The sequence below is a fragment of the Pseudomonas sp. JUb52 genome, assembly GCF_004341115.1.
GTDB lineage: Bacteria > Pseudomonadota > Gammaproteobacteria > Pseudomonadales > Pseudomonadaceae > Chryseomonas > Chryseomonas oryzihabitans.
Map to the genome: position 1 here is coordinate 50,818 of NZ_SLYS01000014.1, position 21,636 is coordinate 72,453.

At 67.0% G+C, this 21,636-nt stretch carries 17 protein-coding genes; 13 read left to right on the forward strand and 4 right to left on the reverse strand.

What is annotated here, in order from left to right; genetic code table 11:
* Positions 1-75 precede the first annotated feature (75 nt).
* The 3 genes from EC839_RS20155 to EC839_RS20165 are packed head-to-tail and all read left to right on the forward strand — an operon-like array spanning position 76 to position 3,920.
* The gene (locus EC839_RS20155) at positions 76-1,095 is read left to right on the forward strand and encodes a ligase-associated DNA damage response exonuclease (RefSeq protein WP_132833090.1); all 1,020 of its coding nucleotides are present in this window, start codon (positions 76-78) and stop codon (positions 1,093-1,095) included.
* The gene (locus EC839_RS20160) at positions 1,092-2,813 is read left to right on the forward strand and encodes an ATP-dependent DNA ligase (RefSeq protein WP_132833091.1); all 1,722 of its coding nucleotides are present in this window, start codon (positions 1,092-1,094) and stop codon (positions 2,811-2,813) included. Before EC839_RS20155 ends, EC839_RS20160 begins: the two co-directional genes overlap by 4 nt.
* A 3-nt stretch (positions 2,814-2,816) precedes the next feature.
* Positions 2,817-3,920 carry an FUSC family protein gene (locus EC839_RS20165; RefSeq protein WP_132833092.1) on the forward strand — a complete coding sequence of 368 codons (1,104 nt, stop codon included), beginning with the start codon at positions 2,817-2,819 and terminating at the stop codon, positions 3,918-3,920.
* Here EC839_RS20165 and EC839_RS20170 read toward each other — a convergent pair.
* Positions 3,860-4,324 carry a hypothetical protein gene (locus tag EC839_RS20170; protein ID WP_132833093.1) on the reverse strand — a complete coding sequence of 155 codons (465 nt, stop codon included), beginning with the start codon at positions 4,322-4,324 and terminating at the stop codon, positions 3,860-3,862. The two genes, EC839_RS20165 and EC839_RS20170, sit on opposite strands and share 61 nt — an antisense overlap.
* Positions 4,325-4,840: 516 nt before the next feature.
* On the opposite strand from EC839_RS20170, the gene EC839_RS20175 reads away from it, so the two are divergent.
* The 5 genes from EC839_RS20175 (at position 4,841) to EC839_RS20195 (ending at position 9,119) form a co-directional block, all read left to right on the forward strand.
* On the forward strand, positions 4,841-5,620 hold the full coding sequence (locus tag EC839_RS20175) for a transporter substrate-binding domain-containing protein (protein WP_017642290.1): 780 nt from the start codon (positions 4,841-4,843) through the stop codon (positions 5,618-5,620).
* Positions 5,621-5,722: 102 nt separating this feature from the next.
* Entirely contained in the window at positions 5,723-6,463 is a 741-nt protein-coding gene (locus tag EC839_RS20180; RefSeq protein ID WP_132833094.1) for an ABC transporter permease, read from the forward strand.
* Positions 6,460-7,170, forward strand: coding sequence for an ABC transporter permease (locus EC839_RS20185; protein ID WP_007158912.1), 711 nt, complete (start codon positions 6,460-6,462; stop codon positions 7,168-7,170). The genes EC839_RS20180 and EC839_RS20185 overlap by 4 nt, the downstream gene beginning before the upstream one ends.
* Before the next feature lie 37 nt (positions 7,171-7,207).
* Positions 7,208-8,320 (forward strand): succinylglutamate desuccinylase/aspartoacylase family protein, encoded by a 1,113-nt coding sequence (locus tag EC839_RS20190; protein ID WP_132833095.1) that lies wholly within the window; start codon positions 7,208-7,210, stop codon positions 8,318-8,320.
* 34 nt (positions 8,321-8,354) lie between these two features.
* Positions 8,355-9,119, forward strand: a complete 765-nt coding sequence (locus EC839_RS20195) for an ABC transporter ATP-binding protein (protein WP_132833096.1) — start codon at positions 8,355-8,357, stop codon at positions 9,117-9,119.
* Between the two features lie 82 nt (positions 9,120-9,201).
* Here EC839_RS20195 and EC839_RS24655 read toward each other — a convergent pair whose 3' ends face one another.
* Positions 9,202-9,333, reverse strand: coding sequence for a hypothetical protein (locus EC839_RS24655; protein ID WP_007158915.1), 132 nt, complete (start codon positions 9,331-9,333; stop codon positions 9,202-9,204).
* A 470-nt stretch (positions 9,334-9,803) separates the two neighbouring features.
* Between EC839_RS24655 and EC839_RS20200 the strand changes: the two genes are divergently transcribed.
* Complete coding sequence (locus EC839_RS20200; RefSeq protein WP_132833097.1) at positions 9,804-10,529, forward strand: TorF family putative porin; 726 nt, start codon at positions 9,804-9,806, stop codon at positions 10,527-10,529.
* Positions 10,530-10,532: 3 nt separating this feature from the next.
* Here EC839_RS20200 and EC839_RS20205 read toward each other — a convergent pair whose 3' ends face one another.
* Positions 10,533-14,879 carry a DEAD/DEAH box helicase gene (locus EC839_RS20205; RefSeq protein WP_132833098.1) on the reverse strand — a complete coding sequence of 1,449 codons (4,347 nt, stop codon included), beginning with the start codon at positions 14,877-14,879 and terminating at the stop codon, positions 10,533-10,535.
* A gap of 53 nt (positions 14,880-14,932) precedes the next feature.
* A complete protein-coding gene (locus EC839_RS20210; RefSeq protein ID WP_132833099.1) occupies positions 14,933-15,877 on the reverse strand; it encodes an NAD(P)-dependent oxidoreductase in 945 nt (314 codons plus the stop codon).
* A gap of 206 nt (positions 15,878-16,083) precedes the next feature.
* Here EC839_RS20210 and EC839_RS20215 point away from each other — a divergent pair, with 206 nt between their 5' ends.
* The 4 genes from EC839_RS20215 (at position 16,084) to EC839_RS20230 (ending at position 21,611) form a co-directional block, all read left to right on the forward strand.
* Positions 16,084-17,313 (forward strand): carbohydrate porin, encoded by a 1,230-nt coding sequence (locus tag EC839_RS20215; protein ID WP_132833100.1) that lies wholly within the window; start codon positions 16,084-16,086, stop codon positions 17,311-17,313.
* A 98-nt stretch (positions 17,314-17,411) separates the two neighbouring features.
* Positions 17,412-18,695, forward strand: a complete 1,284-nt coding sequence (gene egtB, locus EC839_RS20220) for an ergothioneine biosynthesis protein EgtB (protein WP_132833101.1) — start codon at positions 17,412-17,414, stop codon at positions 18,693-18,695.
* Positions 18,696-18,698: 3 nt separating this feature from the next.
* Positions 18,699-19,661 carry an L-histidine N(alpha)-methyltransferase gene (gene egtD / locus EC839_RS20225; RefSeq protein WP_132833102.1) on the forward strand — a complete coding sequence of 321 codons (963 nt, stop codon included), beginning with the start codon at positions 18,699-18,701 and terminating at the stop codon, positions 19,659-19,661.
* Positions 19,662-19,775: 114 nt separating this feature from the next.
* Positions 19,776-21,611: a bifunctional diguanylate cyclase/phosphodiesterase gene (locus EC839_RS20230; RefSeq protein WP_132833103.1), complete on the forward strand. Its 1,836-nt coding sequence runs from the start codon at positions 19,776-19,778 to the stop codon at positions 21,609-21,611.
* The last annotated feature ends 25 nt before the right edge of the window (positions 21,612-21,636 follow it).

Sequence of the window (21,636 nt, forward strand, 5' to 3'; positions counted from 1 at the left end):
CTTTTGCCACCACGTCATGCAGTTGACGGCATATTGGCGTCAGATTTCCAAGCACCTTGCTCGGGATTTCTGTCCATGGACCTCGTCATCGCTCGCCCGGACGGCCTCTATTGCCCGCCCGGCGATTTCTACATCGATCCCTGGCATCCGGTGGAACGTTCGGTCATTACCCATGGGCACGGCGACCATGCCCGGGTAGGCAACGGTCACTATCTCGCCACCTCCGGCAGTGCCGGCATCCTGCGCACCCGGCTCGGTGCCGACATCAACCTCCAGACCCTGGAATACGGCGAGGTCATCGACCACCACGGGGTCAGGCTCAGCTTCCATCCAGCCGGCCATGTGCTGGGTTCGGCCCAGGTGCGCCTGGAATACCGCGGCGAGGTCTGGGTGGCCTCGGGCGACTACAAGGTCGAACCCGATGGCACCTGCACTCCTTTCGAGCCGGTGCGCTGCCATACCTTCATCACCGAATCCACCTTCGGCCTGCCGATCTATCGCTGGCGACCCCAGGCCGAGATCTTCGCCGAGGTCAACGAATGGTGGCGCGCCAACCAGGCCCAGGGCCTGGCCAGCGTCCTCTACAGCTATGCCTTCGGCAAGGCGCAACGCTTGCTGCACGGCCTGGATCCGCAGATCGGCCCCATCCTCGCCCATGGTGCGGTGGAGCCGCTCAACCGGGTCTATCGCGAGGCCGGCATCCGCATTCCGGAAACCCACTACGCCGGCGACTTCAAGAAGAGTGATCCCACGCTGCGCCATGCGCTGATCATCGCTCCGCCCTCGGCCGGGGGCAGCACCTGGATCCGCCGCTTCGGCGAGCACAGTGACGCCTTCGCCAGCGGCTGGATGATGCTGCGCGGCACCCGCCGCCGGCGCGGCGTGGATCGCGGTTTCGTGCTCTCCGACCACGCCGACTGGCCGGGCCTGCTGTGGGCCATCGAGCAGACCGGCGCCGAGCGGGTGATGGTCACCCATGGCTCGGTCGCCACCCTGGTGCGCTACCTGCGCGACCAGGGCCTGGACGCCCAAGGCTTCACCACCGAATACGGCGAGGAAGACGACACCCCCATCGCCGCGGAGGCCCAGGCATGAAGGCCTTCGCCGAACTCTACGGGCGTCTCGACGCCACTACCTCCAGCAACGCCAAGCTCGCGGCCCTGGTGGACTACTTCGGCAGCGCCCCGGCCGCGGATGCGGCCTGGGCGGTGTACTTCCTCGCCGGCGGGCGACCGCGGCGGCTGGTACCGACCCGGCAGCTGCGCGAATTGACCATGGCCCTCTCCGGGCTACCCGAGTGGCTGTTCGAGGAGAGCTACCAGGCGGTGGGCGACCTGGCCGAAACCATGGCACTGCTGATTCCCACCGCCGATGCCGCCAATGCCGAAGGCCTGGCTTTCTGGCTGGAGGAGTACCTGCTGCCCCTGCGCGGCCTGCAGCCGGAAGAACTGGCCGAGCGCCTGCCGCCACTGTGGGGCCAGCTGGATCGGCAGAGCCTGATGGTCTGCATCAAGCTGATCACCGGCGAATTCCGCGTCGGTGTCTCCAAGCTGCTGGTGACCCGTGCCCTGGCCACCCTGGCGGACCTGGACCCCAAGCGCGTAGCCCAGCGCCTGGTGGGCTATACCGATCTATCCCACCGCCCCACCGCCGAGGGCTATGCCCGGCTGGTCGCTCCGGAAAGCCCGGACGAGCATGCGCAGCGCGGCGGCCAGCCCTATCCCTTCTTTCTCGCCCACGCCCTGCAATTGCCGGTAGAACAGTTCGAGGCGCAACTGGGTCCGGCCGAGGACTGGCAGGTGGAATGGAAGTGGGACGGCATCCGCGCCCAGCTGGTCAAGCGTGACGGCCGGCTATGGATCTGGTCGCGGGGCGAAGACCTGGTCACCGATCGTTTCCCCGAACTGCATCCCCTGGCGGCACAGTTGCCCGATGGCACGGTGATCGATGGCGAGATCGTGGTCTGGAAGGAAGACGCCACGCCCGACACCCTGCTCAGCAGCGAGGAGGTCAGGGAGCAGCAGGACGGCCGCGATCCGGCCGCGCCCATCCCCTTCGGCGTGCAGCCCTTCGCCCTGCTGCAGCAACGCATCGGGCGCAAGACCCTGGGCAAGAAGATCCTCGAAGACGTACCGGTCATCCTGCTCGCCTATGACCTGCTGGAATGGCAGGGCCACGACCTGCGCAGCCAGCCGCAACGCCAGCGCCGTGCCGAACTGGAACGAGTGGTGGCGCGCTGCGCCAGTCCGCTGCTGCGCCCCTCGCCCCTGTTGCACGGCAAAGACTGGCAGGACCTCGCCCGCCAGCGCGAGGCCTCCCGCACCCTGGGTGTCGAAGGCATGATGCTCAAGGCCCAGGATTCGCTCTATGGCGTTGGCCGCACCAAGGACATGGGCACCTGGTGGAAATGGAAGGTCGATCCCTTCTCGGTGGATGCGGTGCTCATCTATGCCCAGCGCGGCCACGGGCGGCGCGCCAGTCTCTATTCCGACTACACCTTCGCCGTCTGGGACGGTCCGCCGGAGAGCAGCGAACGCGCCCTAGTGCCCTTCGCCAAGGCCTACTCCGGCCTCACCGACGAAGAGATGCGCAAGGTGGACGCCATCGTCCGGCGCACCACGGTGGAGAAGTTCGGCCCAGTACGCAGCGTCGAGCCGACCCTGGTATTCGAACTAGGTTTCGAGGGCATCGCCCTGTCCAAGCGCCACAAAAGCGGTGTCGCGGTGCGCTTTCCACGGATGTTGCGCTGGCGCCACGACAAGCCGGTGGCCGAAGCCGATACCCTCGACATCCTGCAGAATCTGCTGGCCTAGCGCATGGCCGGTCAGACCGCGCCGCCGGCCGCCGATGGCGCCATAGGCGCCCCGCAGGAACCGCGCTGGGCCCTGGCGATCACCTGCCTGCCGGCGCTGGCGATCATCCTGCTCGCCGGCGGGTGGACGGAGGCCTGGCTACCCTGCGTGGTGGCCCTGGGCGGCGCCTATACCGTCGGCTTCGGCGCCTACAAGAGCTTTGCCGCCGAACCCCTGGCGCCCATGCTGGTGGCGGCGCTGGGGATGGCCTTTTCCGCCGTGGTCGGCTCCTTGCTGGGCCATCAGTTGCCGGCGCTGGTCCTGGCCGGCGCCCTCTGGGCCGCCTGTTGCGCCTGGCTGTTCGCGGTTGGCAACGGCCCCTGGTGGATCACCCAGCAATGGACGGTCGCCCTGCTGGTGGCCGGCGGCTTTCCCGGCGACCTGCACCAGGCGCTGCTGCGGGGCGGGCTGGTGCTGGGCGGCGGGCTGCTGCAGCTGGTGCTCTTCGCCCTGGTGCAAAAGGCGCTCTACCGCTCCCACTGGCGGCTGCGCACCGGCTCCCTGAAGGCCCACTTCCACGAGGTCGTGGTGCTGTTCGCGGACAGGTTTCGCCTCGGTCGGTACGGCTTCTATGCTGCTGCCGTGGTCGCCCTCTGCCAGACGCTGACCGGCCTGCTCGACTACGGTCACGGCTACTGGGCGCCCATGACCGCCCTGCTGGTGCTCAAGCCACGGCTGGGGGATACCTGGCGGCGCGGCCTCGGTCGGTTGGGCGGCACCCTGGCCGGCTGCCTGCTGGCGGGCGCGGTGGTCTGGCTCGACGACACCCGCGCGGTCCTGGCCGGTGCCTGCCTGCTGTGCGCAGCGGGTGCCTATCTGTTGCAGGACGGGCGCTATTCGCTGCAGACGCTGTTCATCACCGGCACCACGGTACTGATGGTCGCCCTGGCCGGCGCCGCCGAGGCCAGCATTGCCCGCGAACGGATCGGCAGCACCCTGCTCGGCGGCGCGGTCGCCCTGCTCTTTCTGGCGCTGGAAGCCGGCGTCGAACGGGGGCTCGGCGGCCTTCAGCGGCGGCGCCGATTGCGCCAGGCGAACGCCAGCAAACCCAGCAAGGCTCCCAGGTAGCTACCATCGTGCATCCAGGCCGCCAGCAGGAAGCCACGACGGTCCTGCACGCAGGCCGGCACCTGAGGGACGCTGCCCAGCTCCAGGGCGAGCCAGCCCAGGGACAGGCCCAGCAGGGCACAGCCCAGCGCCCCGAGCAGCACGGCCGCGCTACCGCGCCAGAGATAGCGGTCACCGGCAGGACGCCCGCGCGCCAGCCAGAGCAGCGCCAGGCCCAGCGGCAGTCCGGCCACCGCGCCGGCCTGCAGGCCGACCCTGGCCGCTCGCCAACGAGGCGCCAGCGCCGTGTCGAGCAGGCCGAATTGCGGAAATTTCAGGCAGGTGAAGTAATCCGGACCAAGGCCATAGCTGACCTGATCATGCAGCGCCCCATAGAGCGCGGCCAGCGCGATCAGCGTCAGCAACCTGCCCAGGCCTCGCGCCACCGGCTAGCCCAGCGCCTTCGGGAAGTTGTGCAGACCCGTCCCCGGCGGTCGCGGCAGAAAGCCGCAGTGTCGATTGCAGTAGTGGTCGTCGACCTCAACCTGGTAGAGAACGCCAGATGTCATCACCTTTCCCCGACAGGTCATCTCGCCTCGCTCCCGTTTCCTTTGCACACAGCTGCACGCCGCCGTTGCTACCGAGTAGATACGATGTCTTATCGAATCAGGTCTTCTGCTACCTTTCTGCCCACCTTTGGCGCACGTGTGTCTTTTTAGACCCAAAGCAGTGCGTTCGTCCGCCCCAAGCAGGAAAGCCGCGCCTTTCCGGTGCATAATGCGCGCCGTTTGGCCGGGTCGGCTGCTACAGGATGTAACCAACGCGGCAACCGCGTACAGATTTGGGACGATCTTCGCCGACTGGTAAGCTTATTGCTCCCGCGAGGGCACGGGCGTCGTACTGGCGCCATGATTTCATCCACATTCGCACTAGGATCCGACATGAAAAAAAGCTGGCTGACTCTCTCTGCGCTCGCCCTGTGTCTGGCCGCCGGTTCGGCGATGGCCAAGGAATGGAAAGAGATCCGCTTCGGTGTGGACACCACCTACCCGCCCTTCGAATCCCAGGCCGCCGATGGCAGCTTCGTCGGCTTCGACATCGAGCTGGGCAACGCCATCTGCGAAAAGCTGGAAGTGAAGTGCAAGTGGGTGGTGAGTGACTTCGACGGCCTGATCCCCGGCCTGCGCGCGCGCAAGTTCGACGGCATCCTGTCCTCGCTGACCAAGACCCCGGCCCGTGCCGAACAGATCGACTTCTCCGACCTGCTGTGGTCGGGTCCCTCCTCCATGGTCACCAAGGAAGGCGCCAACCTGCAGGCCACCGCGGAAAGCCTGAAGGGCAAGACCGTGGGCGTGCAGCAGGGCACCATCCAGGAAACCTTCGCCAAGCAGAAGCTGGCGCCCAACGGCGTCAACGTCCAGAGCTACCAGAACCAGGATCAGGTCTATGCCGACCTGGTATCCGGTCGTATCGACGTCGCCATGCAGGACATGCTGCAGGCCGAAGGTGGCTTCATGAAGTCGCCCCAGGGCAAGGGCTACACCAACACCGCCATCCACGACGAGCTGCTGCCGGCCGATACCGCCGTCGGTATCCGCAAGGGCAACGACGAGTTCAAGACCTTCGTCAACAAGGGCATCGCGGCCATCCATGCCGACGGCACCTACGACAAGATCCAGAAGAAGTACTTCGGCGACCTGAACCTCTACGATCCCAAGTAAGATCGGTTCGGCAGACGCCCCCGGTGCCACCGGGGGCGTTTTACGTATGACCGCCAGCGCTCACGGCGCCCGCGGCCTCACCAGGCGATTCTCCCAAGACGCATGCAGCAGAATTCCTTCGACTCCTTCTTGCAGTCCATCGGACTGGGCACGCTCAGCCTGCATGGCTACGGCCCGCTGATCCTGGAAGGCACCCTGACGACCCTCAAGCTTGCCGGCTTCGCGCTGGTCGTGGCGGTCATCCTCGGCCTGCTCGGCGCCTCCGCCAAGCTGTCGCGCCTCGCGCCCCTGCGCTTCATTGCCCAGAGCTACACCACCCTGATCCGCGGCGTGCCCGATCTGGTGCTGATGCTGCTGATCTTCTACAGCCTGCAGAACTGGCTGGGCGCCCTCACCGACTACATGGGCTGGGACTACATCGACATCGATCCTATGGCCGCCGGCATCGCCACCCTCGGCTTCATCTATGGTGCCTACTTCACCGAGACCTTTCGCGGCGCCATCCTCGCCGTGCCGCGCGGCCAGGGCGAGGCGGCCCTGGCCTACGGCCTGGGCCGCTGGCAGACCTTCACCCTGATCACCTTCCCCCAGATGATGAGATTCGCCCTGCCCGGCATCGGCAACAACTGGCAGGTGCTGCTCAAGGCTACCGCGCTGGTCTCCATCATCGGCCTGGCGGATCTGGTCCGCGCTTCCCAGGAGGCCGGCAAGGGCACCTTCAAGCTGTTCTACTTCCTGATCGTCGCCGGCGTCATCTATCTGCTCATCACCGCCGTGACCAACGCCATCCTCGGGGCACTGGAACGGCGCTATCACGTCGGCGTGCGGGAGGCCAAGCGATGATCGAACTCCTGCAGCAATACTGGAAACCGCTGCTGTGGACCGATGGCTACCACATCACCGGCCTGGCCATGACCCTCTGGCTGCTGGTGGCCTCGGTGGTGATCGGCTTCATCGTCTCGGTGCCGCTGTCGGTGGCCCGGGTCTCGGAGCGTCGCTGGCTGCGCTGGCCGATCGGCTTCTACACCTACGTCTTTCGCGGCACCCCGCTCTATCTGCAGCTGCTGATCTGCTACACCGGCATCTACAGCCTGGGCTTCGTGCGTGACCAGCCGATGCTGGGCAGCTTCTTCCGCGACGGCCTGAACTGCACCATCCTGGCCTTTGCCCTGAATACCTGCGCCTACACCACCGAGATCTTCGCCGGGGCCATCCGCAACACCCCCCATGGCGAGGTCGAGGCGGCCAAGGCCTATGGCCTGGACGGCTGGCGCCTCTATGTGCACGTGATCCTGCCCTCGGCGCTGCGCCGCTCGCTGCCCTTCTACAGCAATGAGGTCATCATGATGCTGCACTCCACCACCCTGGCCTTCACCGCCACGGTGCCGGACCTGCTCAAGATCGCCCGCGATGCCAACACCGCCACCTTCCTGACCTTCCAGGCCTTCGGCCTGGCCGCGTTGCTGTACCTGGCGGTGTCCTTCATCCTGATCGGCCTGTTCCGCCTGGCGGAGCGCCGCTGGCTGGCCTTCCTCGGCCCGACCCACTGACCCAAGCGGCCGCGTCCGGCGCGGCCCCGGAGTTGTCATGCGCCATCTCACCCATCCGCTGGTCGCCCCGGTCCCGGGCACCGAGCGCTGCATCCACAGCTTCCACTTCGGCCCCACCGACAGCGGTCGCAAGGTCTACATCCAAGCCTCGCTGCATGCCGATGAATTGCCCGGCATGCTCACCGCCTGGCACCTCAAGCAGCGCCTCAAGGCGCTGGAAGCCGCCGGTGAACTCCTGGCGGAAGTGGTGCTGGTGCCGGTAGCCAATCCCATCGGCCAGGACCAGCAGGTCGCCGATGTCCACCTCGGCCGCTACGAGCTGGAGACGGGGCAGAACTTCAATCGGCGCTTCCGCGACATGACCGCCCAGGTGGAGGCCGTCGTCGCCGCGCGCCTCGGCGACGACGTGGCGGCCAACCAGGCTTTGGTACGCGCGGCGTTTCGCGAGGCCCTGGCCGCGGAATCCGCCACCACCCAGCTCGACAGTCAGCGGCTGACCCTGCAGCGCCTGGCCTGCGACGCCGAGGTGGTGCTCGACCTGCACTGCGACTTCGACGCCGTGGCGCATCTCTACACCACGCCGGAAGCCTGGCCCCAGGTCGAGCCGCTGGCGCGCTACTTCGGTTCCGAAGCCAGTCTGCTCGCCACCGATTCGGGCGGTCAGTCCTTCGACGAATGCTTCACCCTGCTCTGGTGGAATCTCAACCAGCGCTTTGGCGAACGCCTGCCCCTGGGCAGCCTGTCGGTGACCCTGGAGCTGCGCGGCCAGCTGGACGTGCGTGACGAACTCGCCGCGGCGGACGCCGAGGCCATCGTCAACTACCTGCGCCATCAGGACTTCCTGAGCGGCGCCGCCGCCCCGCTGCCGCCCCTGCTGCAACCTGCCACGCCCCTGGCGGCCGTGGAGCCCGTGGCGACCACCCAAGGGGGTGTGCTGGTGCTCAAGGCCCAGGTGGGCGAGCGCATCGCGGTCGGCCAGGTGCTGGCGCAGGTCGTGGATCCCATCAGCGATCGCGTCGAAGAGGTGCGCAGCGCGGTCGCCGGCATCCTCTATGCGCGTTCCAATCGCCGTATGGCCACGGCCGGCATGGTGATCGCCCATGTGGCAGGCACCGAGGCCTATCGCAGCGGCTACCTGCTCTCGCCGTGATCCCTACCCCTTTTCTGCTGTGGAATCCCTATCCATGTACAAACTGACCGTCGAAGGCCTGCACAAGCGTTACGGCGACCATGAAGTGCTCAAGGGCGTCTCGCTCAAGGCCAAGACCGGCGATGTGGTCAGCCTGATCGGCGCCAGTGGCTCGGGCAAGAGCACCTTCCTGCGCTGTATCAACTTCCTCGAGCAGCCCAACGCCGTAACCATGACCCTGGACGGCGAGACCGTTCGCATGGCCGAGGATCGCGGTGCCGTCCGGGTGGCCGATGCGGCCCAGCTGCAGAATCTGCGTACCCGCCTGGCCATGGTCTTCCAGCACTTCAATCTCTGGAGTCACCTGAGCGTGCTGGACAACATCACCCTGGCGCCACGCAAGGCCCTGGGTATCGGCAAGGCGGAAGCCGAAGACCGCGCGCGCAAGTACCTGGACAAGGTCGGTTTGCCCGCCCGGGTCGCCGACCAGTATCCCGCCTTCCTTTCCGGCGGTCAGCAACAACGGGTCGCCATCGCTCGTGCGCTGGCGATGGAACCGGAGATCATGCTGTTCGACGAGCCTACCTCGGCCCTGGACCCGGAGCTGGTCGGCGAGGTGCTCAAGGTGATCCGCGCCCTGGCGGAAGAGGGACGTACCATGCTCATGGTGACCCACGAGATGGCCTTCGCCCGCGAGGTGTCTTCCCAGGTGCTGTTCCTGCACCAGGGGGTGGTGGAGGAGGAAGGTCCGCCGAGCGAAGTGCTGGTGAATCCGCGTAGCGAACGCCTGCGCCAGTTCCTCAGCGGCAATCTCAAGTGAGCCTGGGTCCCCGCCCAGGGGACCTCGCGCGAACCGGTCGGCTCCAGCCGGCCGGGTTCGCGTCCGTCAAGGCCAGTGGCGCTTAACGGCGCTGCTGCTGGCGACGACGCTGGGCAGCGAGCTGCTCGCGTTCACGGCTGGGAATCGGGATGGCCTTGACCAGACCGAGTCGCGCGAGCAGGTCCAGCATCAGAGCTTGTATACGGTCGTTCATGGAAACTCCTCGAGCCAGCGCTCTATCAGGGACAGCCTTGGCGGGCAGACCTCGCTGCCCTACTCCACAATATTGAGTCTTCCCGGGTCGATTCAATCCACTACCCTGCGGTTGTTCGTCGCAACAGGGCTGCGCTTTGTCAAAAAGTGTGTCTTTTGCCAGGAGCTCTAGGGCTCCGCTGCCCCGCTCCGGTACAGGTCACTCCTGCCGATTGTTGTCGGAACTCATATCAAATGGGTCTGTCTCGATATCGTTAGCGAGTTCAATGCTTGACCCAAAACCTGACGAATGGTGAAAAAACGTCGTCATCGTTGGTTATCATCGCGTGACGATAACGGGTTAGCCGCGGTTTCTCATCCAATAACAACGATGTCATCAGGGTGCTCGCACCTCGATGTTTTCCCTGCTTGTTGTTATCCCCATCACATCCTTTTTCAAGTTCGCGTGACCGGCACGGCAGGAGTGCTCCCATGACCAGATCCTTACCTCTCTTCATCGTTCTCGGGCTCCTGGCCAGTCCGGCGATGGCGGCTAGCTGGGGCATGCAGCGCGAGGTGGGGGATTTCGATCTGAAGATGGGCACGGCGCCATCACGCAGCATGGCTCAGGGCCTGGTCGCGCCGAACTCCGCCGGCATGGGCGGTGGCTTCGATCTTACCCACGACAGCGGTCTGTACTTCGGCCAGTGGACGACCAACAACGCCTCGTCCGCGGATGCGCCGCTGCTGGAGATGGATACCTACGCCGGCTACAAGCACCGCTTCGCGCCGGGCTATGGCTACGAATTGGGCGTGATCAATTACAGCAACCTGATCCAGAACGTCGATCCCAGTCGCGAGCTGTACTCCGGGATGACCGTCTACGGCAAGCGCCTGGGCGCGGCCTTCGCCAATGACCCGGGTCGCCACAACGCGTCGGTCTATGCCGACCTGGGGACGCTGCCGCTGATCAAGACCGGCGTCTCGCTCAAGTACACCAACTATGTGCTGGACGTACCCTCGACCCTCGACAGCGGCGGCATGGTGCGCAGCTTCAACGACTGGTCGGTGAATCTGAGTCGCAAGTGGGTGAATACCCTGTTCAACCTGACCTATAGCGGCACCAGCCTGAGAGGCGCCGACTGCTCGGTGTATTCGGGTCACAACACCTACTGCGACAGCGCCCTGATGCTCAAGGCCTCGCACCCCTTCTTCTAGTCTTTACTGCCGCAGCAGGCTGCGCCCAACTGCGACCTGGGGTCGTTCCCTTCCGAGTTGCTGCAGGGCCTGCCGCGCCCGCACCTGTTCCCCGGCTTCCAGCTCCACCAACCAGTTGACCTTGGTTCCCACTCGCGCGGCGATGGGTACCCCGTCGCGATAGAGCAGGCGATTGCCGGCCACGGCGGGCACCTTGGCGCCGGGCAGCAAGGTACCGACCAGATTGAGGGGATCCAGCGCCGAGACGCACACCCAGAAATCTTCCGCCGGACGCTGGCGCCACTCGCGCAGGGGCGCGATGGCCGCCGGATCGGCGAATTGCTCGCCGGACAAACCAGCGATGAAGCGCCCGCCGCGGATTTCGCCACGGGCTTCCAGGCGATGACAGGCGCGCAAGAGATCGCGCCAGGGCGGCAAGACGGCGCTTTCGCGCTGCAGCAGCTGCCAGCAGAGCACGCCATAGCGGCGCAGCAGCATTCCGACCAGCCGCTCCAGCAGCGCATCCGGTAGTCGCGCCTCCTCCGGCGCCTCGGCTGGCCGCAAGGCGACCCAGCGACCGGCATCGTCCATCCCGCCATAGAGTGCCATGCGCCCGCGGCGCGAACCGCTGCGCCCGCTGCCGCGCTTGGCTGCCGGCTGCAGCAGGGCGCGCAGGCCGGCGAAGCTGTCGGCGTTGACCGCGCCGGCCCCCACCAGCTCGCCCAGGGCGGTCTCCAGCTCACTGCGCAGCAGGCGCGACTCGCCGAGCAGTTCGTCGAAAAAGGACGCACCTCGGCGTATCAGCGCGTCCAGCACCCGTTGCGCCTTGGGTGGCAGGGCCTCGACCGCGGCAGGTGTGGTGAGGCTGTTCCAGTCGGCCAGGTGGCGGCGCGGCAGCAGGACGATGGGCGAGCCCTTCACCGGTCCGCCGCCACCGCGTCCCGTCTGCGGCAGACGCAGCCAGACCACGCGACCGGCGCGGCAGAGGTCGTCGACATAGGTGAATTGATAATCCGGCAGGCGACTGGGCAGGATCTCGCCTTCCCAGCCGGCGGCGGCGACCTCGAAGCCTTCCAGCAGGCCGATCACCTGCTCCAGGCCCTCGCCACCCCTCAGGGTCGCCGGACCGGCCAGATGCTGATGCTCCAGCAGAAATCTCAGGTAGTCGGCCAGGGCAACCGGTTCAATGGCCTTGCGCAGCCGCCCTAAGGTGTAGCGATGGATCCGCGCCAGCAGGTGGCGCTCGCACCATTCCACTGCGTCGATTGCCTCGGTGAAGCGCCCCTGCAGGACATAGCCTTCTCCCTGCAAAGCCAGCAGCGCCGGCCTGAGCTGCGCCGGCGGCAGCCCGAGACTGGCGGCCAGTCCATCCTGGTCTATAGGACCGAGGGCGGTGAGACGCGCGCGCAGGACTTCTACCAGCGCTGCCTCGGCATCCGCGGGCGCTGCGAAACCCGGCGGCGGGCTGAGCGCCGGCTCCGTGGCAACGCCTGGAAACAGTGCCTGGAACAACGGCAGTCGTTCGGCCGCGATCCAGAGGGTCGCGGCCGGCAGCCGCAGCCGCCCTGCCCGCCCGGCCTTGACCAGCTGGCGCGCCTGGGTCTGGTGAGGTGCCAGTTCCGCCTCGGTGAGAAAGCCGACGCCGAGCAGGGCTTCGTGCAGGTCATCGGCGCTCTCCAGCCGCGGCCAGGCTTCCTCTCGAACCAGGGCGATGGCCGCCGGATCCAGGGCACCCAGCTCGTCCGGATCGGCGCCGCCGAACCGGCGATTCTGCACCGCCAGGGTCCGCCGCTCCTCGACGGGCGCGTCGTCCAGGTAGGCATAGGGCTTGGCCGTGAGCACCTCGGCAGCCAGTGGCGAGGGTCCCGGCAGGTCGCGGGTCAGCAGGGTCAGCTGGCCTGCCGCGATGCGTGCCAGCAGGGCCAGCCAACCGCGGCTGTCGAGGGATTCGTGCAGGCAGTCGTCGAGGGTCTGGCGAACCAGCGGATGCTCCGGCACCTGGCGCTCGCCGGCGAGATTTTCCAGGCAGGCCACCTGATCGGGAAAGACCGTGGCCAGGAGGTCTTCGCTGCGCATGCGCTGCACCTGGGTGGCCACCTTGCGCCCGGCGCTGAAGCGCGGCAGGGCCAGGGCCGTGGTAGCGTTCCAGCGCCAGCGCACGGCGAACAGCGGGGCGTCGAGCAGCGCCTGGATCAGCACGGTCTCGGCGGTGGCCGGATGCAGATAGCGCCAGACCTCGTCGAGCACGAAGCTGTGGCTGGTGGCCAATGAGAGGATCAGGGCGTTCTCGGTCGCCGCCGCCTGCAGCTCGACATTGAAATTGCGGCAGAATCTCTTGCGCAGGGCCAGGCCCCAGGCGCGGTTGATACGGCTGCCGAAGGGCGCATGGATGATCAGCTGCATGCCGCCGGCCTGGTCGAAGAAACGCTCCATCACCAGGGTCTGCTGGGTCGGCAAGGCGCCCAGCGCCTGGCGCGCTCGTCCCAGGTAATCCACCAGCTGGCGCGCCGCACCCTCCTCCAGCGCATAGGCCGCGCCGATACGGGCAATGGCCGGTTCCGGGGGCTCGTCCTGGGCGGGCAGCAAGGGCTCGAGATCCGCGCGCAGCCGCGCCAGGCCGGCCGACAGCTCATCGCTGCGCCCCGGCGCCTCGCCGTGCCAGAAGGGAATGTTGGGCGGCTGCCCCTTGGCGTCCTCCACCCGCACCTTGCTGCCTTCGATCTTGACGATGCGGTAGGCGGTGTTGCCCAGCTGGAAGACGTCGCCCACCAGGCTTTCGAAGGCGAAATCCTCGTTGACGCTGCCAACGGTATGACCCTGGGGTTCGAGCAGCACGCTGAAATCGCCGCTTTCCGGAATGGTGCCACCGCTCATCACGGCGGTCGCCTTGCCGCCCCGGCGGCCGCGCAGGAGTCCGTTGACCGCGTCCCGATGCACATAGGCGGCGCGCGGACCGCGGCGATCCGTATAACCCTGGCTGAGCATCTCCACCACGGCCCGGTAGTCGGCCTCGCTCAGCCCGGCATAGGGTTCGGCCTGGCGCAGCACGGCCAGCAGGCCGGCTTCCGACCACTCCTGGCAGGCGACCTCGGCCACCAGCTGCTGCGCCAGGACGTCCAGCGGCGCCTGGGGGATGTGCAGGGTATCCAGCTCACCGCGGCGCACGCAATCGAGCAGCGCCACGCATTCCACCAGGTCGTCCCGCGAGGTGGGAAACAGCCGTCCCTTGGGCAGGCCACCGACCTGGTGATTGGCGCGCCCGACCCGCTGCAGAAAGGCGGCGATGGAGCCTGGCGAGCCGATCTGGCAGACCAGGTCGACCTCGCCGATGTCGATGCCCAACTCCAGGGAGGCGGTCGCCAGCAACAGGCGCAACTGACCGCGCTTGAGGCGCTGCTCGGCGTCCAGTCGCTGTTCCCTGGCCAGGCTGCCGTGGTGGGCGGCGACCTGGGCGTTGCCGAGGCGATCCGAGAGCTGGCGCGCCATGCGTTCGGCCAGGCGACGGGTGTTGACGAACACCAGGGTGGTCCGGTGCGCCTCGGCCAGCTCGGCCAGGCGGTCGTAGACCAGCTCCCAGGCCTGGGTGGAAAGCATGGCCTCCAGGGGAATGGGCGGCACCTCCAGCGCCAGGTCGCGGGCGCGCTGATGGCCGATGTCGATGACGGTACAGGGTCGCGGCTGCCCCTCGGCATTGCGGCCGACCAGGAAGGCGGCCACGGCGGCCAGCGGCTTCTGGGTGGCGGACAGACCGATGCGCTGCAGCGGATGCCCGGTCAGGGCTTCCAGCCGCGCCAGACTCAGGGTCAGGTGGCTGCCGCGCTTGCCATCGGCGATGGCGTGGATCTCGTCGACGATGACGCCCCTCACGCTCGCCAGCATCCGTCGCCCGGAATCCGAACCCAGCAGCACATAGAGGGATTCGGGGGTGGTGACCAGCAGATGTGGCGGACGCCGACGCATGGCGGCCCGTTCCTTTTGCGGGGTATCGCCAGTGCGCACCGCCGTGCGCAACGCCAGCGGCGGCAACCCACGCGACTCCAGCGCCGCGCCGATACCGGCCAGAGGCTCTTCGAGATTGAGGCGGATGTCGTTGGACAAGGCCTTGAGCGGCGACACATAGAGCCAGAGGCAGGCCTCGGGCAGGCCGCCCTCCTGCAACGCCTCCTGCACCAGCCCATCCAGCACGGCGAAGAAGGCGGTCAGCGTCTTGCCCGACCCGGTGGGGGCCGCCACCAGCACCGAGGCGCCGGCGCGAATGGCCGGCCAGGCCTGCAGCTGCGCCTCGGTCGGGGCGGGGAAGCGCGTCGTGAACCAGCTGCGCGGCGCTTGGTGAAAGTCCGCCAGGACGGCGGCAGGCGAGTTCGAGGTCATGCGCCCAATATGGGAGTGGCCATCAGGGGCCACAACCCAAGCCGACCGGCGGCTCAGGCGATGCGATTGCGCAATTCGCCTCCCTGCAGCATGGCGTCGAGGTTGGCCAGCATAACCTGTTGCTGGGCCTGCTGGGCCGAGGCCGCATTGGCCGCGACATGGGGGCTGAGCACCAGGTTGGGTTGCTGGCGCAGGCGCTCGGGCACCTCGGGTTCGCGGGCGAAGACATCCAGCGCCGCGCCAGCGATCACCTCCTGCTCCAGGGCCTCGGCCAGGGCGTCTTCGTCGACCACGCTGCCGCGGGAAATATTGACCAGGTGGCCCTCTGCGCCGAGTGCGGCCAGGACCTCGGCATCCACTGCCCCGACGGTCTCGGCGCTGGCCCTGACCGCCACCACCAGCACATCGCTCCAGCGCGCCAGCTCCAGCAGACTGCCGTGATAGGCATAGCCCAGGCCCTCCCGCGGCGAGCGATTGAAATAGCCGATCTCCATGTCGAAGGCCTCGCCGCGCCGGGCGATGCGCCGACCGATCTCGCCCAGGCCATAGATGCCCAGGCGCCGCCCGGCCAGGCCCGGGACCTGGGGCATGCGCTCGACGGCGTTGCCCTGCCAGCGGCCGCTGCGGACGAAGGCATCGCCCTGCAGCAGGCGGCGCGCGCTGGCCAGGATCAGGCCGAAGGTGAATTCCGCCACGGCGGTGGCATTGGCATCACCGGCGGTGGTTACGGCGATGCCGCGCGCGTGACAGGCCCCCAGGTCCACCCCTTCGTAGCCGGTGCCGTAGCAGGCCACCAGGCGTAGCGCCGGCAGCGCGTCCAGCAGCGCGGCACGGGTCGGTAGGCCGCCAATGGTCAGCAGCGCCACCGCCTCCTGGGCACCGACGGGCAGTGCCGTGGGATCGTTCGGCGAAAAGGGCCCCAGTACCCGGTAATGAGCTTCTAGCTGGGTTACCAGTCCCTGGGGCAGTTGCGGGGCCATCAGCAGCGTCGGTTTCATCTTGTAATACTTTCCCTGGCCAAAAACCTCAGCGTCGCCAGCGATGGGCATGGTCGTCAACCATTCTCTTCAGGCCGCCGCCTGCGCCCCCCTTCACCGTGGCGGTGGAACCGACCCAAGCCCTTGAATGGCCAGGGTTTTCACGCAACTTATGGGACTGACGCCAGGTCCGATCGGCGTTCGCCAACCACACAGGGATTTTCGGGATGAGTAGAGTTCTCCGCCAAGCCGGTACCGCGTCCTGCCTTGCCTTGCTGGCCGGTAGCCTGCCGCTGACCGCCACGGCGCTGGAATTCAGCGGCTACGGCCGGGTAGGTGTCGGCGGCTCCGCGGAAGGCGGCAAGCAGAGCTGCTTCCAGCTGCCCGGGGCACCAGCCAAGTACCGCCTGGGTAACGAATGCGAGACCTACTGGGAGCTCGAACTGCACCAGACCCTGTACAGGGGCGTCGATGGCACCGAACTCAAGGTGCATGGCATGGCCAGCCTCTACAATGTCTATGACCAGACCCCTACCTTCAGCGGCGACAACGGCAACGTGCGCCTGCCACAGATCTGGACCAGTCTCAGCCTGCCGGCGCTCAATGGCGGCGGCCTCTGGGCCGGCCGCCGCTACTACAAGCGTCATGACATTCATATCAACGACTGCTACTACTGGAATCCGAGCGGCACCGGTTTCGGCGTAGAGGACTATGGCCTGGGCGACAGTGGCCTGCGGCTTAGCTACGCCTTCAGTCGCGAAGACAACATCGATCAGCCGGACAAGGCCAACCGCCACGACCTGAACCTCGGCGGCATCAAGACCAATCCCGGTGGCGAGATCGAACTGGGGCTGTCCTATATCCAGCGCGCCGGCCAGGTGCAGAACGCCCATAGCGGCTGGTCGGCCACCGCCGAGCACAAGCAGTCGCAGTTCTTTGGCGGGGTGAATGTCTTCACCGTGCAATACGGCCGTGGGCCGGGTACCGGCCTGGGCGCCACCGGCAGCCTGACCGCCGACAGGGAGTACGAGAGCCTGCGCGTGCTCGAATCGCCGCGCTGGCAACTCACCCCGCGCTTCGGCGGCCAGTTGTTGGCGCTCTATCAGCGCGACCGCGCGCCCGGGGATGGCGGCCAGACCTGGTACTCCTTCGGCGTGCGGCCCAGCTATGCCTTCACCCGCCTGTTCAAGCTGCAGGTGGAGTTCGGCCACGACCAGATCCATCCTGACAGCGGCGCCACTCGCAAGCTGAACAAGGTCACCGTGGCGCCGACCCTGGCGCTGGGCGGCATGGGCTTGATGGACCGACCGGAAATCCGCCTCTACTGGACCTACGCCAGCTGGAACCGGGGTGCCCAGGATGCTGCGGTGGCCGGTACGGCGCTGTCCGACAGCGGTGCCTTCGGCGATGCCCGCCACGGCAACAATTTCGGCGTGCAGCTGGAAACCTGGTGGTAGACGGCAGCGAGCGAGACCGCCCGTCATAACCGGGCGAACTAAACTCATGCCGCCCGGTCGGTTTCCTGACAACCAAAAGGCCGACCAGGGAGAACGCCATGAATCCTCTCGCCCGCGAGCTGCCCGCAGCGAGTGACACCGCTACCACCCTGCTCGAGCGCTTCCAGCGTGTGCGCAGGGCCAGCGAGGCACTCTGTGCCCCGCTCACCGTCGAGGATTACGTCATCCAGAGCATGGCCGACGTCAGTCCGCCGAAATGGCACCTGGCCCACGTCACCTGGTTCTTCGAGGCCTTCATCCTCAAGCCCTTCCTCAAGGGCTACCAGACGCCCAATCCGGCCTACGACTACCTGTTCAATTCCTATTACGAGACCCATGGCAAGCCCTTTCCCCGGGCGGCCCGCGGGCACCTGTCGCGGCCCGGCGTGGACGACGTCTATCGCTTTCGCGCGGCGGTGGACACGGCCATGGCCGAACTGCTCGGCGCTCCGCCCGCCAAACATGCCGCCGAGATCGCCCGGCGCCTGGAGCTGGGTCTGCACCACGAGCAGCAGCACCAGGAATTGTTGCTCATGGACATCAAGCACATCCTGGCGCAGAACCCCTTGCACCCGGTCTATCGCGCGGACCTGGCCAAGGGGACCGCGACCGCAGTCGCGCCCCTGGGTTGGGAAGCGCATCCGGGCGGCGTCCGGCATGTCGGCCATGGCGGCGACGGCTTCGCCTTCGATTGCGAGACGCCGGTGCATCGGCAGTTCGTCGACGACTTCCAGCTGGCCGATCGCCTGATCACCAATGGCGAATACCTGGCCTTCATCGAGGACAACGGCTACGGCCGCAGCGATCTCTGGCTGTCCGACGGCGCCGCGGCCATTCGCACCCTCGGCTGGCAGGCACCGCTGTACTGGCAGAAGCTCGATGGTGTCTGGCACCACTTCACCCTGGGCGGTCTGACTCCGGTGGATCCCGCCGCTCCGGTCTGCCACCTGAGTTTCTACGAAGCCGATGCCTACGCCAGTTGGGCCGGCGCCCGCCTGCCCACCGAGGCGGAATGGGAGACCGTGGCGGCGCGCCAGCCGATCCAGGGCAACTTCGTCGACCGGGATCACCTGCAACCGGTCGCCAGCGCAGGCCAGGGCATGCGCCAGCTGTTCGGCGACGTCTGGGAGTGGACCGGCAGCGCCTTCCGTCCCTATCCCGGCTTCAAACCGCTGCCGGGGAGTCTGGGCGAGTACAACGGCAAGTTCATGTCCGGGCAGATGGTCCTGCGCGGGGGCTGCTGCGCCACGCCCCAGGACCATGTGCGCGCCACCTATCGCAACTTCTTCTATCCCACCATGCGTTGGCAGTTCTCCGGCCTGCGCCTGGCCAGAGAGGTCTGACCCATGGCCCTAGCCGTGCGCTTCTTTGATCAGCAACCGGTGACCGTCGCCGACAGCTCGCTGCGGGACGATGTGCTCCAGGGCCTTGCCCAGACACCCAAGGCGCTATCGCCCAAGTACTTCTACGATCAGCGCGGCTCGGAGCTGTTCGAGGCCATCACCCGGCAGCCCGAGTACTATCCCACCCGTACCGAAGAGGCCATTCTCGCCACGGCGGCTGGCGAGATCGCTCGCCTGGCCGGCCGCGACGCCGCCCTGGTCGAACTTGGCAGCGGTGCCAGTCGCAAGGTGCGCCTGCTGTTGGAAGCCATGCATCCGGCAGGTTACCTGGGCATCGACATCTCCCGGGAATTCCTGCTCAGCAGCACCCAGCGCCTGGCGGCCGACTATCCCTGGCTAGACGTCAGTGCCGCCTGCGCCGACTTCAGCCGTCCCATGACCCTGCCCGACAGTCTCGATGGCCTGCGCCCCATCGCTTTCTTTCCCGGTTCGAGCATCGGCAACTTCACCCCGGAAGAAGCCGGCGTTTTCCTGCGCAATCTGCACCGCATGCTGCCGGCGACCGGGGGCCTGTTGATCGGGGTGGACCTGATCAAGGACCGGGCGCGACTGGATGCGGCCTACAACGACGCCGCCGGGGTGACCGCCGACTTCAATCTCAACCTGCTCGAACGCATCCGCCGCGAGCTGGACACCGATCTAGATCCGCAGCGCTTCCGTCACCTGGCGTTCTTCAACGAAGAACAGGCGCGTATCGAGATGCACCTGGTCAGTACCCGCGACCAGACGGTACGTCTCGAAGGCCGCCGCTTCACCTTCCGGGAAGGCGAGCGCCTGCATACCGAGAACTCCTATAAGTACAGCCTGGAGAGCTTTCGTGCGCTGGCCGAAGACGCTGGCTTCAGACAGGTGCGGGTGTGGACCGACCCCGAGGGGCTGTTCGCCGTTTTCTACTTCGCGGCCTGAGCCTTTCGACAGATAAATGACCACCGGTAGAGTGTGAGGCGGGTGGTGAGGGAACTCTCGACCCCATCACGCTCTAAGTAGCAATCTGCTACTACAGCGCACCGAGACGTTGCTATGGAGCCTGCTCCACTCACTGCGGCCAACGAACGCCAGCGTCTTGCACTGCTGCGCGATCTTGCCTTGATCGACCGTCCTGCCGACCGTGCCTTCCAGGATCTCACCGATCTCTGCGCGCGGTTGTTCGATGTTCCCTATGCAATGATCTGCTTTCTAGACGGCCAGCAGGTCCATTGTCGCGCTACCGTGGGTTGCGCGCCCCTGACCGTGCCGCGCGCCCAGTCGTTCTGCCAGCACCTGCAGGAATCCACCCTGCCGCTGCAGGTCGAGGATGCGCGCGAGGACGCCCGCTTCGCCGACCTCCAGGTGGTGAGGGGGGCGCCGAACATCCGCTATTACCTGGGCGCGCCGCTGCGCACCGCCGAAGGGCTGATGCTCGGCAGTCTGTGCCTGTTCGATGCGGCCCCCCGCGCTGCCCTGCCCCAGGACCGGCTGGTGGCGCTGCAGCAACTGGCCGCCCTCGCCAGCCAGCACATCGAACTGCTGCGCACCGAGGCCTTCTGGGATCCTGTCACTCAGCTGCCCAATGGTCAGCGCTTCAGCGAGGACGCCGAAGCCCTGGCCCGAGCGGGCACCCCGGTGGTGGCGGTGGCAGCCGATCTGTTCGCCCAGAGCTATCTCAACGACTTCACCAAGGCCATGGGCCAGGCGCATTTCGATGGCCTGCAACGGGCCATCAAGCAGCACCTGCGCCGCTTGCTACCGGCCGAGCAGCCGCTGTATCGCCTCGGACCGGCCCGCTTCGGTTTTCTGCTGCACGATGCCGACGAGGCCGCGCAGCGGGCGCTGCTCGAACGCCTGCAGGAGGAATTGACCGGAGTGCTCGACTACAACGGCATTCCCATCCAGACCCGGCTGGGCCTGGGGGTGATGTCCCTGACCGACGACCATCCCACCGACTGGCTGCGCGCGCTGATCGCCACCGCCGACGATGCCCGCGCCGAAATGCGCGGCTGCCGGTATTTCGACCCTCAGCACGACGCCGCCTACCGCCGCGCCTTCGCCCTGCTCAGCGCCCTGCCCCAGGCACTGCGCGCCGAGGATCAGCTGAGCCTGGTCTACCAGCCGCGCATCGACCTGGCCACCGGGCGCTGCCATAGCGTCGAGGCGCTGTTGCGCTGGCAGCATCCACACCTGGGTCCGGTCAGCCCGGCGGAATTCATTCCGCTGGCGGAAAAGACCGCGCTCATCACCGCCTTGAGTCGCTGGGTGATGCAGAAGGCCATCAGCCAGGCCTATGCCTGGCAACGCGAAGGCCGGGGCCTGGGGGTGGCGATCAACATCTCCGCCCATGACCTGAATGATCCGGACTTCACCGAGCACACCACCGACCTGCTGCAGCGCTATCCGGTCGATCCCCGGCGTCTGGAGCTGGAGGTCACCGAGAATGCCCTGCTGGGTGACGTGGGCCTGATCCATCGCCAGCTGGCCGCCCTGCGCGAGCTGGGCATCGGCATCGCCATCGATGACTTCGGTACCGGCTACAACAACCTCTCGCACCTGCGCGAGTTGCCCGCCGACACCATCAAGATCGACCGCAGCTTCGTTCGCGAGCTGACCCATCGCACCAAGGACCGGCTGATCGTCAGCTCGCTGATCGAGTTGTCCCATCAGCTGGGCTTTCGCATCACCGCCGAGGGCATCGAGACCGCCGAGGCCCTGGCCAGCCTGCTGGCCATGGGTTGCGACGAGGGCCAGGGCTTCTGGATCGGCAAGCCCATGGCGGAACCTGAACTGCAGGCCTGGTTGCTGATCCAGCAGCCGGACCTGCAACGACGCCCCACGCGGCGTGCGCCGGTCTTCCAGCTGTTCGACAACGCCGCCAAGCACTGAGGCGCCCTGCCCCGCGGGATTGCCG